This window comes from Amycolatopsis sp. A133 (assembly GCF_031082405.1).
Classification (GTDB): domain Bacteria; phylum Actinomycetota; class Actinomycetes; order Mycobacteriales; family Pseudonocardiaceae; genus Amycolatopsis.
In genome coordinates this window covers 1-13,677 of sequence record NZ_JAVHJU010000017.1, presented here as the reverse complement: position 1 = coordinate 13,677, position 13,677 = coordinate 1, and the positions used below count along the sequence as shown (strand labels likewise).

Here is a 13,677-nt window from a genome sequence, read left to right as displayed (position 1 = left end):
TCTACCCCCGCACTTTCACGTGAAAGTGCGGGGCTGTTCGTGCGGCACTTTCACGTGAAAGTGCACCGGCGACACTCCGAACGAACAGGACACCGGCGCCGGGCAGGCTCGCGACCAGCGTGAGCACGCCGTAGACGACGGCGACGGTGACACCTTGGGCGGCCCCGAGCCCGGCGGCGCCGAAGAGCACGGCGCAGACGCCCTCGCGGGGACCGAAGCCGCCGACGTTCAGCGGAAGACCCATCGCCAGCAGCGCGAGGACCATCAGCGGCAGGAGCTGCCCCACCGGCGCGGCCACCCCGGCGACGCGGGCGGCGACGACGAACAGCGCCAGGTGCCCGGCCAGGGTCGCGGCCGATAGGAAGCCCACGCCGGGCCAGGTCTCGCGGGTCAGCAGGCCGAGCCGGACGTCGGCGAGGGTGACGGCGAAGCCGCGGCGCCACTTCGACGGGCTGTGGATCCAGCGCCCGCCGAGCAGGCGGCCCACAACCAGCGCGGTGACGGCGGCCAGCACGACGACCACCCCGGCCACCACTACGACCTCGCGGAACGCGCCGGGCACGACACCCGGGGACGCGAGCACGACGGTGACCGCGGACGCGATCAGCACGACCTGGCCGGCAGTGCGTTCCAGGACGACGGCCCGCACGCCGCGCGGCACGTCGCCGGCGTCGCGGCCGTGCTGCACCGCGCGGTGGACGTCGCCGAGGACGCCCGCGGGGAGCACGCCGTTGAGGAACAGCGCGCGGTAGTAGTCGGCGACGGCGGTGCGCAGGCGCAGCCGCAGGCCGAGCCGGGTGGCGACGATCTGCCAGCGGCCCGCGCTGAACAGCGTCGTCGCGAAGCCGATGCCGAGCGCGGCCAGGACGCCGGCGGCGCTGATCCGGCCGAGGCCGTCGAGGAAGGCGGCGCTGCCGAACTGCCAGACCAGCACGGCGAGGATGCCCGCCGCGCCGAGGATCCGCAGCCAGGCCAGTGCGCGCTTCACGCCGCCGCCTCCCGGTTCGGCGGCAGGACCAGCAGGTCGCCGTGGTGGATCACCGCGTGCAGCTCGCCCGCCGCCGCCAGCTCCAGCCGCCGCTGCAGGTAGACCCCGGCGACCGGGCGCAGCTCCGGCAGCTGTTCGACGGCGGCGCCGACCCAGCCTTCGAGCCACTGCCGCTGCAGTTCCGCCTGGTCGGGGCCGAGCCGCCAGGCGCTGTCCGCGCGGACGACCTGGGCGCCGAGCCTGCCGAACGCGGCCGCGGCGACGTCCACCGCGTTGGGGCCGAGCAGCCGGCGGCCGTCGGTGATCCGGCGCTGGTGGGCGTTGAACGCGGCGGCGAGGGCGGGGTCGAGCGGATCGGTGGGCGACAGCTCCACCTTGCCGGTCACCGAGAGCATCAGCAGCGCCGCACAGCCCGCTTCGACGACCGCCGTGGCCAGCGCCGTGACCTCGTCCCTGGTCAGCAGGTCGAGCAGCGCGGACGCGGTGACCAGCGACGTCCCCGCCAGGTCGGCGGCCCGCAGCGCGGTGATGTCGCGCCGCTCGGCGACGACGTCGACCGGGCTGCCGTCGAGCGCAGTGCCCGGGAGGCTTTCCTGCGCGTGGGCGAGCAGGGCGGTGTCGTGGTCGTGCAGGATCCAGTGCTGGGTGCCGGGCAGGCGGGCGGCCAGCCAGCGGCCGAGCGAGCCGGTGCCGCAGCCGAGGTCGCGGACGACGATGTCCTCGCCGGCCGGGAGGAACGAGCGGAGCGGGTCGAGCAGTTCGGTGGCGCGGGCCGCGGCGTCGGCGGGTTCGCGCAGGTAGAGCCAGTCGGGGGCGAACGCGGTCATGCCGCCGCCTCCTGCCGCAGGAGGATGTCGGCGATCCGGCGGGCGGTGTCGTCCCAGCCGGTCAGGGTCTCGCGGCGCAGCCTCGCCGACGCGCGCAGCCGCGTCCGCAGCGCCGGTTCGGTGAGCCAGCGGCGCAGGGCGGCACCGAGCGCTTCGACGTCGTCGCCGGGAACGAGCATCCCGGGCACCGAGCCGTCCGGCGCGACGCCGACCGTGTCGGGCAGCGCGTCGACGTCGGTGGTCAGCACCGGCACGCCGCGGGCGAGGGCCTCGGTGACGACCATGCCGAAGGTCTCGGCGCGCGAGGGCAGCACGAGCAGGTCGGCGGTGTGGTAGGTCGCCTCGAGGGCCGCGCCGGTGCGGGGGCCGGTGAGCGTGAAGCGGGCGCCGAGCCGGTGCTCGCGCAGCCGCTCGACGTACTTGGTCTCGCGCCGGATCCCGCCGACGCATTCGCACGTCCAGCGCAGGTCGGCGACGGTCTCGAGGGCCTGGGCGAGCACGCCCTGCCCCTTGCGCGGGGTCACGTTGGCCACGCAGACCAGCCGGGACATCCCGTCGGTGCCGACGGCGAGCGGGGCCAGGTCGACGCCCGGCGTGACCGCGTGCACGCGGTGCGGGGCCAGTCCGTGGTGGGCGATCAGGCGGCGCGCGGCCCACTCGCTGGTCGCGACGACCGAGCCGGCGGCCCGCAGCGTGTCGCGTTCCAGCGCGTCGAGCTCGGCGGCGAGCGCGGGCGGCAGGCCGGTCTCGTCGGCCAGCGGCAGGTGCACCAGCACCGACAGCGACAGCCGGCGCGCCTGCGGGACGACGACCTCGGGCACGCCGCACGCGACCAGGCCGTCGAGCAGCACGGCCGAGCCGGTGGGCAGCGCGGAGAGGAGGTGGCCGAGCACCGCGCGGGCCTCGGTGTCCGGCCGCGGCCAGCTGCCGGAGACGGCGATCTCGTGCACGTCGAAGCCGGCGGCACCGAGCCGGTCGCACATCCGGCGGTCGTAGGTGTTGCCGCCACTGGGGACGGACGTGTCGTCGACGTCCCCGGGGAGGATCACGTAAAGACTGAGGCCTATTTCGGCTAGCCCGCCGCCGCCCACGCTGGGACCGCTGGTGGACGCCGAAGTCGTGCGGCGGGCGACGGCGGAATAGGTCTCACCGTTCACAGTGCACGCTCGTAACTCGCCCAGGCAACGTGCGACTCGTGCAGCGCAACGGTGATCCCGTCGAGGCCGCGCGCGCCTTCGCCCAGGCGTCCGGCGTGGACGGCGTCGGCGAGGCGGTCGGCGATGACCTTCGCGAGGAACTCGGTCGAGGTGTTGATCCCCTTGAACTCCGGCTCGTCGTCGAGGTTGCGGTAGTTCAGGTCGCTCAGCACCGCCTTGAGCTCTTCCGTGGCCTTGCCGATGTCGACGACGATGTTGTCCTCGTCGAGTTCGGCGCGGCGGAACGTCGCATCCACCACAAAAGTCGCGCCGTGCAGGCGTTGCGCGGGGCCGAACACTTCCCCGCGGAAGCTGTGGGCGACCATCACGTGGTCACGGACGGTGATGCTGAACACCAAGACCTCCGATGCGTTCGGGTGGACGTGGTCACTGCGGCTGATACATGACACGGAGGCAGAGGGCGGAAAGTTCATTCGCGGCCAACCGGGGTAACACGGACGGGAGATCTTCAAACTTGCACTCGCCGCTCACCAGTGCTTCGAAGGCCGGATCGGCCAGCAGATCCAGGGCGACGCCGAGGCGCTGGGCGTAGCTGCGGTCGGGCCTCGCGACCGTTCCGACCTGGCTGCTGCGGATCACCAGCCGTCGCGAATGGAAGTTCTCGCCGAGCGGGACGCTCACCCGGCGGTCGCCGTACCACGACATCTCGACGACTTCCCCTTCCGGCGCGAGCAGTTCCAGCGCGCGGCCGAGCCCGGCCTCGCTGGCGCTCGCGTGCACAACGAGGTCGCAGTCGCCGAGCGCGTTCTCCGGCGTCGAGAAGTCGACACCGAGCGCCGCGGCAATGTCCGCTTTGGCCGGATCGACGTCGATCAGCTGCACCCGCGTCGCCGGAAATCCGGTGAGGAGCTTCGCGACGCTGCAGCCGACCATGCCGGCGCCGATAACGGCGATCCGGTCGCCGAGCCGCGGCCGCGCGTCCCACACGGCGTTCACCGCGGTCTCGACCGTGCCGGCGAGGATCGCGCGGCCGGGCGGGACGGCGTCCGGCACCGGCGTCACCGCGGCCGCCGGCACGACGTACGCGGTCTGGTGCGGGTAGAGGCAGAACACGGTCTTGCCTTCGAGGTGCGCGGGGCCCTGCTCGACGACGCCGACGTTGAGGTAGCCGTACTTGACCGGGCCGGGGAACTCGCCCTCCTGGAAGGGGGCGCGCATGACGTCGTGCTGGCTCGCCGGGACGCCCCCGCGGAAGACGAGGGTCTCGGTGCCGCGGCTGACGCCGGAGCACAGCGTGCGGACGAGCACGTCGTCCGGCCCGGGCGCGGGCAGCCGCTCCTCCCGCAGCTGTCCCGAGCCGGGACTTTGAACCCAGAAAGCCTGTTCCACGTGTTTCTCCTCAGCGGGCGACCGGAGGCTGGTGTCGCCACCCTATGAGTTATTCGCGGAGTCGACGATGATCAAACAGGACCTTCTCCTGCGTGCGGTGATCCCGGCGCCGGTGCTCGCCGCGGGGTTCGTCGTGGGCGGTTTCGCCCCGCTCGCCTGGGTCACCGGGATCGTCTACGGCCTCGCGCTGGTGCTGCTCACGGAGTGGGGGCTGCGCCGCAGCGGCCGTGGCACCTTCGGACCGGCGGACTGGATCACGTTCGCCCGCGCGATGCTCGTCGGCTGTGCGGCCGAACTGATCGCCGAGGGTGACTTTTCCCTCGGCTGGCTCGTCGGGCTGGTCGGCGTGGCGCTGCTCCTGGACGGCCTCGACGGCCAGGTGGCCCGCCGCACCGGAACGGCGTCGGAGTTCGGCGCGCGGTTCGACATGGAGGTCGACGCGTTCCTGATCCTGCTGCTGTGCATCCAGGTGTCCCGGACGCTGGGGCTGTGGGTGCTCGCGATCGGGCTCATGCGGTACGCGTTCGTGGCCGCGGCCTGGGCGATGCCCTGGCTGACGGCGCCGCTGTACCCGAGCATGGCCCGCAAGACGGTGGCCGCGGTCCAGGGTGTGGTCCTGGTGGTGGCGGTGTCCGGGCTGCTGCCGGTTGCCTTGGCCTTCGCCGCGGTCGCGCTCGCCCTGGCGTCGCTGGTCTGGTCGTTCGGCCGGGACGTCGTCTGGCTGGCCGGGCACCGCGTCGAGCACCGCCCGGCCCGCATCGTCACGATCACCCGCACGTCCCTGCGTTACTCCCACCCCACCCACAACCAGGCCGCCTGAGGCCACTTTCCCTACGAAAGTGATCCGGAGTGAGCGCTCCGGGTAGCTTTCACGTGAAAGCTACGGCTTGGGGGTGGAGTCGCGGGCGGCGCGGGCTCGGCGCTTGCCCTCGTGCATGGCCACCACCCGGGCGATGGGGATGGTGTGCCCTTCTTCGACCAGGTCGGCGGGCAGTACGAACGGCTCGGGCATCTCGGCGGTCCACGGGTCGTCGCCGGCCAGCAAGGCCGGGGCCGTGTGGACGGTGAAGTCGGCCGGCTTGACGCCGTCGAGGTCGGCCCAGCGGACCGGGAACGACACCGGTGCGCCCGGGCGGTGGCGCGGGCTGTAGACCGAGACGACCGTTGCGCCGCCCGCCCGCGTCGAATCCAGGAACACCTTGCCTTCGCGGCGCTCCCGCACGAACTCCGTCGTGCCCAGGGCCGGGTCGATGCGCTCGGCGCGGGCCGCGACCGCGCGGGTGGCCGCCGCGATGTCCTCCGTCGACTGTCCCGGCGCCAGTGGCACGAAGACGTGGACGCCCTTGGCGCCGCTGGTCTTCACCGCGCCGTCGAGACCGTCGTTGCGCAACGCCTCCCGCACCAGTTTCGCGCCGCCCACGGCCAGGGAAAACGGGCCGTCCTCCGGCGGGTCGAGGTCGAGGATGAGGTGCGTCGGGCCGTTCGCGGGCTCACCGCGGAACAGCGTCGTGTGGTACTCGATCGCCCGCTGGTTGCCGAACCACACCAACGTGCGAAGGTCGTTGCAGAGCGCGTAGGTGACTTCGCGCCGGGACCGGTCGGCCCACAGCGCCCGGCGCTCCACCCACTCCGGCGTGTACTTCGGCAGATTCTTCTGCATGAACGGCCCTTGGCCGCGCAGCACCCGCACGACGCTCAGCAGCCGGTCGTGCAGCTCCGGCAGCATCCGTTCGGACACCGCTTCGAGGTAGTCGAGCAGTTCGCGCTTGGTGACGCCCGCGTCGGGGAAAACCTCCTGGTCGAGACTGCTCAGCTTGACGCCGTGCCGAACCTCATCGCCGCTCATCGGCCCACCTTCGCGGTCCAGGGTGGAGCGGTCAACTCTCAACCGAGCGGACGGGTCGCGGAAGCGCTGCACCAGAGCCGTAAGCCGCCCGGGCGAACGCGATCAAGGCGCGCGCGGCCGGGCTCACCGGGCCGTCCGCCCGCCACGCCAGCGCCAGCACGCCCCGCAACCCCGGTCCGGCGAGGCCGACGACCCACAGCTCCGCCTGGTGGTACCGGGCCAGCGACTCCGGCACGATCGCCACGCCGAGACCCCGCGTCGCCAGCTGCACCAGGACGTTCGGGTCGGCCGCCTCGAACGCGATCCGCGGTGTCAGCCCCGCCCGCGCGAAGGCGGCGTCCAAGGCCGTCCGCAGGCCCGTCCCCTTCGGCAGCGCCATCAGCGGCAGGCCGTCGAGATCGGAGATCTCGACCTCGTCGCGGCCGGCCAGCGGACCCGTCGGCGCGGTGACGGCCAGGAACGGCTCGTCGAGCAGCACCTGCGTCGCGATGCCGGGCGGCGGGCCGGTCGCCAGGCCGACGACGGCGAGGTCGAGACGTCCTTCGCGCAGCGCCGTCAGCATCGTGTCCGAGTTGGCTTCCGACAGCGTGATCTCCACCGCCGGGTACCGCTGGTGGAAGCCGGCCAGGAGGTCCGGCAGCCCGACCGGGCCCGCCGACGTCACCGCGCCGATCGCGACCTGCCCGCGGACCAGCCCAGCCAGCTCCTCGACGGCTTCGCGCACGCCCTGCACCGCCGCGAGCGCGGCCCGGGCGTGCGGCAGGGCCGCGGCGCCGACGTCGGTGAGCCGGACCGTCCGGCCGGAGCGGTCCAGCAGTTCCTGTCCCAGCTCCCGTTCCAGGCGCCTGACCTGCGCACTCACCCCGGGCTGGGCCACGTGCAGCCGCTCCGCCGCGCGCGTGAAGTTGCCTTCCTCCGCGACGGCGACGAAGTACGCGAGCTGATGCAGTTCCATAAGCTCTGATTCTAGTCGGTAGACAAACCAGATCTTGGACTTCTGATCGAGTCCGTCCGAAGCTGGAAGGAGCAAACGAAAGGACTCGAGATGAACCTCCTCCGCCCCGGTCAGGACGGTTACGCCGAAGAAGCCGCCGGCTTCCAGACGGCGGTGCCCAGCTCGCCCGCGGTCGTCGTCGCCGCCGAAAGCGCGGAGGACGTCGCCGCCGCCGTGCGCTACGCGGCCGAGCACGGGCTGCGCGTCGCGGTCCAGGCCACCGGGCACGGCCTGACCGCCGGCACCGACGGGCTCCTGATCAGCACCCGCCGGATGACCGGCGTCGACGTCGACGCCGCGGCCCGCACCGCCCGCGTCGAAGCGGGCGCCCGGTGGGAAGCGGTGATCGAAGCCGCCGGCAAGCACGGTCTGGCACCGCTCAGCGGCTCGTCGCCGGACGTCGGCGTCGTCGGCTACACGCTCAGCGGCGGCTTCGGGCTGATGGCCCGCCGCTACGGCCGCGCCGCCGACCACGTCCGCGCGCTCGACGTCGTGACCGCCGACGGCGAGCTCCGGCGCGTCGAGCCGGGCTCGGACCTGTTCTGGGCGCTGCGCGGCGGCCGTGACGGCTTCGGTGTCGTCACGGCGATCGAGTTCGACCTCATGCCGGTCGGCGAGCTCTACGGCGGCAGCCTCACCTTCGACAGCGCCGATGTGCCGGCCGTGCTGCGGGCCTGGCGGACGTGGTCGGCGGCCGCGCCCGACACGCTGACGACGTCGCTCGCGATGGTCCAGTACCCCGACCTGCCGATGGTCCCGGCGCCCGTGCGCGGCCGGCACATCGCCCAGGTCCGGATCGCCTACCTCGGCGAAGACGGCGACGACCTCGTCGCGCCGCTGCGGGCCACCGCCTCGAGCCTGCTGGACACGCTGAGGCCGATGCCGTTCACCGAGTCCGGGTCGATCGCGGCCGAGCCGCGGCAGCCGCACGGCTACCACGGGACCAACGCGACCGTCTCCCAGCTGAACGACGCCATGCTCGACGCGATCGGCGAACACGCCGGCCCGGGCGCGGCCGCACCGCCGGTGCTGATCATCGACCGGCTGGGCGGCGCACTCGCGCGGACGCCGGAGACGCCGGGCGTGGGCTGGGACCGCTCGGCCGAGTACGTCGTCCGGGCCCTGTCGGTGGTCGGCGACGACGGTGTCGCGACCGTCCGGCGCAAGCACACGAAGCTGTTCGACGCGCTGGCGCCGTGGACGACCGGCCGGCTGCTGCCCTTCGTGTACGGCGAGCACGCGCCGGAGGAGGTCGCGGAGAGCGTCTTTCCGGCCGCTGACCTGCGGCGGCTCCGGGAGCTCAAGCGCCGCTACGACCCGGGAACCGCTTCCGGGCCGGGTGATGCGCACCCCGGCCGGGGAAATGGCGCGGAAATCGTAGCCATATACTCGGCCGGCCGATCAGACCGATAGGGGAACCGCCTTGCGCACGATGAGCCACGAGGACTACCTCGGCCTGCGGCGGTTCCCCGGGCTCGACGGCCTGCGCGCGCTCGCCGCGACGATGGTCATCTTCTTCCACTTCGGCGGGCCGGGCTGGACGTGGCTGTCCGGCTGGGTCGGCGTTTACCTCTTCTTCGTGCTGTCCGGGTTCCTGATCACGACGCTGCTGCTGCGCGAGCAGGACCGCACCGGCCGGATCTCGCTGTCGAACTTCTACATCCGGCGCGTGTTCCGGATCTTGCCGCCGTACCTGGTGATCCTGGGCGGGATCGTCGCCTTCGTCCTGCTCCGCGGCGAGTTCTACTCGCGTGACTTCCCGCGCGCGCTGAAGTTCTACCTGACGTTCCTCAACGAGTTCCTGCCGTCGTACACCAACGGCGCGGACAACTTCTTCAGCGGCTCGTGGACGCTCGGGATCGAGGAGAAGTTCTACCTGGTCTGGCCGTTCCTGCTGGTCGCGGTGGGGATCGGCGCGGCGAAGCGCAAGTTCCTGCTGGTCGCGGTCGCGATGGCCGTGCTGCTGGCGCTGGTGCCGCTGACCTCCGGCGGCTGGGTGCTCGAGAACTCGATGACCGCCATCTACCGGTCGACGATCCACTACTTCATCCTGGCGGGCGGCTGCCTGCTGGCGATCATGCTGCACTACCGCCGCGGGTACGCGCTGCTGAAGCCGCTGACGCACCCGCTGGCGGCGATCCCGATCGTCGCGGCGTTCGCGCTGCTGCACACGAACTTCGACCGTCTCTGGCACGAGACCCGCAACAACCTGTGGCTGCTGGTCGGGTACGCGGCGCTGACGATGCTCCTGCTGATCGTGCTGGTGAGCCCGGGCCCGCTGCGGTGGCTGCTCGGCACCGCCCCGATGCGGTTCGTCGGCGAGCGGTCGTACTCGCTGTACCTGCTGCAGGGGCCGGTGCACTTCGTCGTGGTGCAGGCGGTGCCCGGGCTCGGGCAGCACCGGACGGTCTCGGCGCTGACGGTGTTCCTGGTCGGGCTGGCGATCGCCGACCTGATCCACCGCTGGGTCGAGAAACCGCTGATCGACGTCGGCAAGGGGCTCATCGCCCGCAAGGAAGCCCGGCGCGCCGAGCGGCAGGAAGAACAGCGTCCTGCCGAGACGCGCGCCGAGCCCGCGCCGGTCGGTTCTTAACGCTCCAGGACCACGATCGGGATGACCCGGTCGGTCTTCTTCTCGTAGTCGGCGAAGCCCTCGGCGTGCGCGACCATGCCCGCGTAGAGGCGGTCGCGCTCGGCGCGGTCGGCGATCACGGTGGCCGTGGCCTCGAACTTCTCGGTGCCGACCTCGACGGTGACCTTCGGGTTGGCGACCAGGTTGTGGTACCAGGCCGGGTTCTTCGGCGCGCCACCCATGGACGCGGCGATGACGTAGCGGTCGCCGTCCCGGGTGTAGACCAGCGGCGACAGGCGCTCTTCGCCGCTCTTCGCGCCGATGGTGGTGAGCAGGAGCACGTTCTTGTCCGCGAACATGCCGCCGACCTTGCCCTCGTTGGCCCGGAACTCGGCGGCGAGCTGCTGGTTGAACTCGTTCATGTCGGCTGGTGCGGTCATGGGATCCCCTGTTTCTGGCCGGTAGGCTCGAGCGGGCGGAAGGTACGCTCGGGCGAAGAGTTTGCTTTGCAAGCAAAACTACCGACGGGAGGTGAGCGGTGTCAACGGAGGCCGGACCGAGTGTCGAGGACGGCGTGAGGCAGCTCCTGCTGCTCATGCCACGCCTGGTCGGCCGCGCGAAGCGCACGCCGGTGCCCGAGGAGCTGAACGGCTGCGCGCTGGCGCCGCGGCACCTTTCGCTGCTGTCGTACCTGCTCTTCGACGGCCCGATGACGGTGACCGAGCTGGCCACCCGCCTGCAGGTGGCGCCGACGACGGCGAGCCTGATGGTCGGCGACCTCAGCCGGCAGGGCGTGCTGAACCGCGACGAGGACCCGGCCGACCGCCGCCGCACGATCGTCAGCATCACCCCGGGCAAGCGCCCGGCGGTCGACGCCTGGCTGGCCCGCGGCGCCAAGGCGTGGAGCGACGCGCTGACCCCGCTGACCCCGGCCGAGCGGCAGCTGGTGATCACCACGCTGGAAGCCTACGAACGCGGCACCTGCGACGGACCGGCCTGTTAGGCGTCGCCGCGCTTTTCGCGGGCCAGCCTGCGCTGGGCCTCCGCGCGTTCGCGGCACTTGCGGAGGAATTCCTCGTCGTCTTCCGGGCTCGTCGCCGCGAAGCGGCCCGGGCGGTCGTATTCGGGGAACGCCGACGCCTGGCGCTCGTACGGGCCGCGCGCCCGCATCACCTGCTGCGGACGGCCCGCGACCAGCCAGATGATCGAGCCGACCAGCGGCACCACCAGCACGAGCAGCAGCCACAGCCCCTTCGGCAGGTTGCGGCAGGACGATTCGTCCGTCGTGATCACGTCGACCAGGCAGAAGATCCACAACCCGAACGTGATGATGCCGAGCAGGCCGTTGAAGTACAGCAATTCCCCACCTTCCCCCGAGAATGAACGCGGTAAGTCTTAGCAGAACCCCCTGACCGGTCAGCCGCGGGTCACCCGCAGCACCGCGGGCATCCGGAGATTCGGCGCCGGAACCCACGTCGTTTCCACTTCTGTCAGGCGGAAACCGCGCAACGCCTCGAGAACGCCGGTCGCGAGGGCCACGGCCTGCCGCGCTCCCGGGCAGGCGCGGGGGCCGGCCCCGAACGGCGTGCCGTCGAGGGACACCGTGACGTCCTCACCGTCGATCCGGCGACGCGTGGCGAGCACCGGCTGCTCGGCGGGTTTTCCGGTCAGCGAAGCCAAAAGCCCGTTGCCGACGAGTCCCGCCGTGGCGTCGCAGGCCTGGACGAGCAGGCCGATCCGCGCCGCCGCGAGCTCGGTCGGCCCGCCGCATTCCGCGATCAGCCGCGTCAACGCCGCTTCGGCGGCCGCGCCGGGCAGCACGTGCGGGTGGTAGGCGGCCGCGACCGGCGTGACGTCGGCGGAGACGTCCGGCAGGCCCAACGCCTCGGCGAGCACCCCGACCGGCACCGGCCGCGCGATCTCGGCCATCACGTCGACGACGTCGAGACCGGCGACGATCCGGTGGGTCCGCGAGAAAGCCGTTCCCTGCAAGGCATCGGTGTCGACCGGCGCGAGCGCGTCGACCGCGAGCGCCCGCCGCCGGGTGTGGTCGGGGCCGTTGCTGAAGCGGGCCACGGACGCGCGCAGCCAGGCGATGCTGCCCAGCGCAACTTCGGAAGGCACGGGCGGAACGGGAGCGGAAAGCGAAGTCATGCGGCGAAGGTAGCTGCGGGAAACGTCGGCGAAGACCGAAGCATCAGAGCACCGAAGACACCGGGAACCACGTCGCTTGCGGACCACCGCACCGCGCCGGGCGCGGGACGTCGTGCTGGAACCACCACGCCTCGGTGACCCGGCCGTCCGGCAGCCGGTACGTCGGCGGGCCGCCGACCCGGACGAGCCCGGCGGCCTGCAGCGACCGCGCGCTGGCGACGTTGCCGACCTCCGCGCCGGCGCGCACCCGCGACAGGCCGAGGTGGTCGTGCGCCAGGGTCAGCCCGGCCGCGAAGAGCACCCGCCCGTGACCGCGGCCGCGGTAGTCCGGGGCGAGGTAGCCGCCGGTCTCCGGGCCGCCGTCCTCGCCGGTGTGCACGCTCACCAGCCCGACGCAGCGGTTGGCCTCGACGTCGATCATCACCAGGTCGACCGACTGCGGATCGGGCGAGGCCCAGTCCGGCCCGGTGCCGGGCACCACGCGCAGCGCGTCCGCCCGCGACGCCTCGGCGACGATCGAGTCGCGCTGCCAGCCGAGCCACCGCTGCGCGCCCGGATCACTGCCCCCGGCCACGGCGGCGGCGTACTCCCACGCGGTCGGCGTCCGGAACAGGAAGCGCCCGCTGCGCACGACATGGCCCTGCCGGTCGCAGGCCCGCTTGGTCATCAGGCGCCCGCGGCGGGTGAGCCGGTCGAAGATCCCCTTGGTGGCTGGCAGCATCGCGGCGAAATCGTAGCGGAGCGACCCGGACGGGGTTGCTATCGTGGCCCGATGACGGCCGTACCCGAGGCAACCGAACTGGACGGCTCCGGCCGGGCCGCTCAGCCTCGTCAGCTCATCGTGACGGTGTACGGCCTCTACTCGCGCACCGAAGGCGGCTGGCTGTCGGTCGCCTCGCTGATCGACCTGCTCGGCGCCGTCGGTGTCGACGAGCCCGCCGTGCGCTCGTCGATCTCGCGGCTGAAGCGGCGCGGGATCCTCGAAGCCGTGCGCCGCGACGCCACCGCCGGCTACGAGCTGTCCGACGAAGCCCGCGAAATCCTGCGCGAGGGCGACGAGCGGATCTTCCGCCGCGGGCGCGCGACCCCGGCCGACGGCTGGCTGCTCGCGGTGTTCTCCGTCCCCGAGACCGAACGCCACAAGCGGCACCTCCTGCGCACCCAGCTCTCCCGGATGGGGTTCGGCACCGCGGCCTCCGGCGTCTGGATCGCCCCGGCCCACCTCCACGCGGCGACCGAGGAAGCGCTCACCCGGCTCGGCCTCGCCGGGTACGCCGACCTGTTCCGCGCCGACCACCTCGCCTTCGGCGACGTCGTGGCGAAGGTCCGCCAGTGGTGGGACCTGGACCGGCTGGACGAGCTCTACACGACGTTCCTCGACGAGCACGGCCCGGCGTTGCGCCGGAAGCCGGTGACCGAAGAACAGGCTTTCGCCGACTACGTCCGCGTGCTGACCGGCTGGCGGCGGATGCCGTACCTCGATCCCGGTCTGCCGGCGGAGTTCCTGCCCCGCGGCTGGTCCGGGATTCGCGCGGCCGAGCTGTTCTTCGCGCTGCACGCCCAGCTGGAGACGCCGGCCCGGGCGTACGTGGCCAAGTCGATCAACCTCGGCTGAGTCCCGGCGCAAGTTGTCGTGAGTGGTAAGGCGGGTTCTAACCCGCCTTACCTACCTCACCACCCTGCTCCGCTTCAGTTAGGACCCGCCCGTGACAGCCCGCCGCTTCCGACTCGGCCGTGCATCTCCGCTGCT

Annotated in this window: 16 protein-coding genes; 5 read left to right on the top strand and 11 right to left on the bottom strand. The window is 72.5% G+C overall.

The features are described from left to right. Window position 1 precedes the first annotated feature (1 nt). From Q5425_RS15445 to Q5425_RS15425, 5 genes are all read right to left on the bottom strand, one after another. Window positions 2–988, bottom strand: coding sequence for a lysylphosphatidylglycerol synthase domain-containing protein (locus tag Q5425_RS15445; protein WP_308672906.1), 987 nt, complete (start codon window positions 986–988; stop codon window positions 2–4). Then, window positions 985–1,815: a class I SAM-dependent methyltransferase gene (locus tag Q5425_RS15440; RefSeq protein ID WP_308672905.1), complete on the bottom strand. Its 831-nt coding sequence runs from the start codon at window positions 1,813–1,815 to the stop codon at window positions 985–987. Before Q5425_RS15440 ends, Q5425_RS15445 begins: the two co-directional genes overlap by 4 nt. Beyond that, window positions 1,812–2,864, bottom strand: coding sequence for a glycosyltransferase family 4 protein (locus tag Q5425_RS15435; protein ID WP_308672904.1), 1,053 nt, complete (start codon window positions 2,862–2,864; stop codon window positions 1,812–1,814). The genes Q5425_RS15440 and Q5425_RS15435 overlap by 4 nt, the downstream gene beginning before the upstream one ends. A 104-nt stretch (window positions 2,865–2,968) precedes the next feature. Continuing rightward, window positions 2,969–3,367 (bottom strand): 6-carboxytetrahydropterin synthase, encoded by a 399-nt coding sequence (locus tag Q5425_RS15430; RefSeq protein ID WP_308672903.1) that lies wholly within the window; start codon window positions 3,365–3,367, stop codon window positions 2,969–2,971. Window positions 3,368–3,398: 31 nt separating this feature from the next. Further along, window positions 3,399–4,361, bottom strand: a complete 963-nt coding sequence (locus tag Q5425_RS15425) for a zinc-binding alcohol dehydrogenase (protein WP_308672902.1) — start codon at window positions 4,359–4,361, stop codon at window positions 3,399–3,401. A 67-nt stretch (window positions 4,362–4,428) separates the two neighbouring features. On the opposite strand from Q5425_RS15425, the gene Q5425_RS15420 reads away from it, so the two are divergent. Beyond that, entirely contained in the window at window positions 4,429–5,181 is a 753-nt protein-coding gene (locus Q5425_RS15420; protein WP_308672901.1) for a CDP-alcohol phosphatidyltransferase family protein, read from the top strand. 60 nt (window positions 5,182–5,241) lie between these two features. Here Q5425_RS15420 and Q5425_RS15415 read toward each other — a convergent pair whose 3' ends face one another. Continuing rightward, entirely contained in the window at window positions 5,242–6,207 is a 966-nt protein-coding gene (locus Q5425_RS15415; RefSeq protein ID WP_308672900.1) for an ATP-dependent DNA ligase, read from the bottom strand. A gap of 31 nt (window positions 6,208–6,238) precedes the next feature. Continuing rightward, window positions 6,239–7,162 carry a LysR family transcriptional regulator gene (locus Q5425_RS15410; protein WP_308672899.1) on the bottom strand — a complete coding sequence of 308 codons (924 nt, stop codon included), beginning with the start codon at window positions 7,160–7,162 and terminating at the stop codon, window positions 6,239–6,241. A gap of 90 nt (window positions 7,163–7,252) precedes the next feature. Here Q5425_RS15410 and Q5425_RS15405 point away from each other — a divergent pair, with 90 nt between their 5' ends. Both Q5425_RS15405 and Q5425_RS15400 read left to right on the top strand, forming a co-directional pair. Continuing rightward, window positions 7,253–8,614, top strand: a complete 1,362-nt coding sequence (locus tag Q5425_RS15405) for an FAD-binding oxidoreductase (protein WP_308672898.1) — start codon at window positions 7,253–7,255, stop codon at window positions 8,612–8,614. A gap of 19 nt (window positions 8,615–8,633) precedes the next feature. Beyond that, window positions 8,634–9,794 carry an acyltransferase gene (locus tag Q5425_RS15400; protein WP_308673109.1) on the top strand — a complete coding sequence of 387 codons (1,161 nt, stop codon included), beginning with the start codon at window positions 8,634–8,636 and terminating at the stop codon, window positions 9,792–9,794. On the opposite strand, the gene Q5425_RS15395 is transcribed toward Q5425_RS15400, so the two are convergent. Beyond that, window positions 9,791–10,213, bottom strand: a complete 423-nt coding sequence (locus Q5425_RS15395) for a nitroreductase family deazaflavin-dependent oxidoreductase (RefSeq protein WP_308672897.1) — start codon at window positions 10,211–10,213, stop codon at window positions 9,791–9,793. The two genes, Q5425_RS15400 and Q5425_RS15395, sit on opposite strands and share 4 nt — an antisense overlap. A 98-nt stretch (window positions 10,214–10,311) precedes the next feature. On the opposite strand from Q5425_RS15395, the gene Q5425_RS15390 reads away from it, so the two are divergent. Further along, the gene (locus tag Q5425_RS15390) at window positions 10,312–10,776 is read left to right on the top strand and encodes a MarR family winged helix-turn-helix transcriptional regulator (protein WP_308672896.1); all 465 of its coding nucleotides are present in this window, start codon (window positions 10,312–10,314) and stop codon (window positions 10,774–10,776) included. Here Q5425_RS15390 and Q5425_RS15385 read toward each other — a convergent pair. From Q5425_RS15385 to Q5425_RS15375, 3 genes are all read right to left on the bottom strand, one after another. Next, window positions 10,773–11,132 (bottom strand): PLDc N-terminal domain-containing protein, encoded by a 360-nt coding sequence (locus Q5425_RS15385; protein ID WP_308672895.1) that lies wholly within the window; start codon window positions 11,130–11,132, stop codon window positions 10,773–10,775. The genes Q5425_RS15390 and Q5425_RS15385 overlap by 4 nt on opposite strands. A gap of 57 nt (window positions 11,133–11,189) precedes the next feature. Further along, a complete protein-coding gene (locus Q5425_RS15380; RefSeq protein ID WP_308673108.1) occupies window positions 11,190–11,849 on the bottom strand; it encodes a hypothetical protein in 660 nt (219 codons plus the stop codon). Between the two features lie 121 nt (window positions 11,850–11,970). After that, complete coding sequence (locus Q5425_RS15375) at window positions 11,971–12,648, bottom strand: GNAT family protein (protein ID WP_308672894.1); 678 nt, start codon at window positions 12,646–12,648, stop codon at window positions 11,971–11,973. A 51-nt stretch (window positions 12,649–12,699) separates the two neighbouring features. On the opposite strand from Q5425_RS15375, the gene Q5425_RS15370 reads away from it, so the two are divergent. Then, on the top strand, window positions 12,700–13,542 hold the full coding sequence (locus tag Q5425_RS15370; protein ID WP_308672893.1) for a PaaX family transcriptional regulator C-terminal domain-containing protein: 843 nt from the start codon (window positions 12,700–12,702) through the stop codon (window positions 13,540–13,542). The last annotated feature ends 135 nt before the right edge of the window (window positions 13,543–13,677 follow it).

Bases quoted from the DNA above. Each gene is read 5' to 3' on its own strand.
- Q5425_RS15440 (WP_308672905.1), bottom strand. From the start codon at position 1,815: ATGACCGCGTTCGCCCCCGACTGGCTCTACCTGCGCGAACCCGCCGAC.
- Q5425_RS15420 (WP_308672901.1), top strand. From the start codon at position 4,429: ATGATCAAACAGGACCTTCTCCTGCGTGCGGTGATCCCGGCGCCGGTG.
- Q5425_RS15415 (WP_308672900.1), bottom strand. From the start codon at position 6,207: ATGAGCGGCGATGAGGTTCGGCACGGCGTCAAGCTGAGCAGTCTCGAC.
- Q5425_RS15410 (WP_308672899.1), bottom strand. From the start codon at position 7,162: ATGGAACTGCATCAGCTCGCGTACTTCGTCGCCGTCGCGGAGGAAGGC.
- Q5425_RS15405 (WP_308672898.1), top strand. From the start codon at position 7,253: ATGAACCTCCTCCGCCCCGGTCAGGACGGTTACGCCGAAGAAGCCGCC.
- Q5425_RS15400 (WP_308673109.1), top strand. From the start codon at position 8,634: ATGAGCCACGAGGACTACCTCGGCCTGCGGCGGTTCCCCGGGCTCGAC.
- Q5425_RS15395 (WP_308672897.1), bottom strand. From the start codon at position 10,213: ATGACCGCACCAGCCGACATGAACGAGTTCAACCAGCAGCTCGCCGCC.
- Q5425_RS15375 (WP_308672894.1), bottom strand. From the start codon at position 12,648: ATGCTGCCAGCCACCAAGGGGATCTTCGACCGGCTCACCCGCCGCGGG.
- Q5425_RS15370 (WP_308672893.1), top strand. From the start codon at position 12,700: ATGACGGCCGTACCCGAGGCAACCGAACTGGACGGCTCCGGCCGGGCC.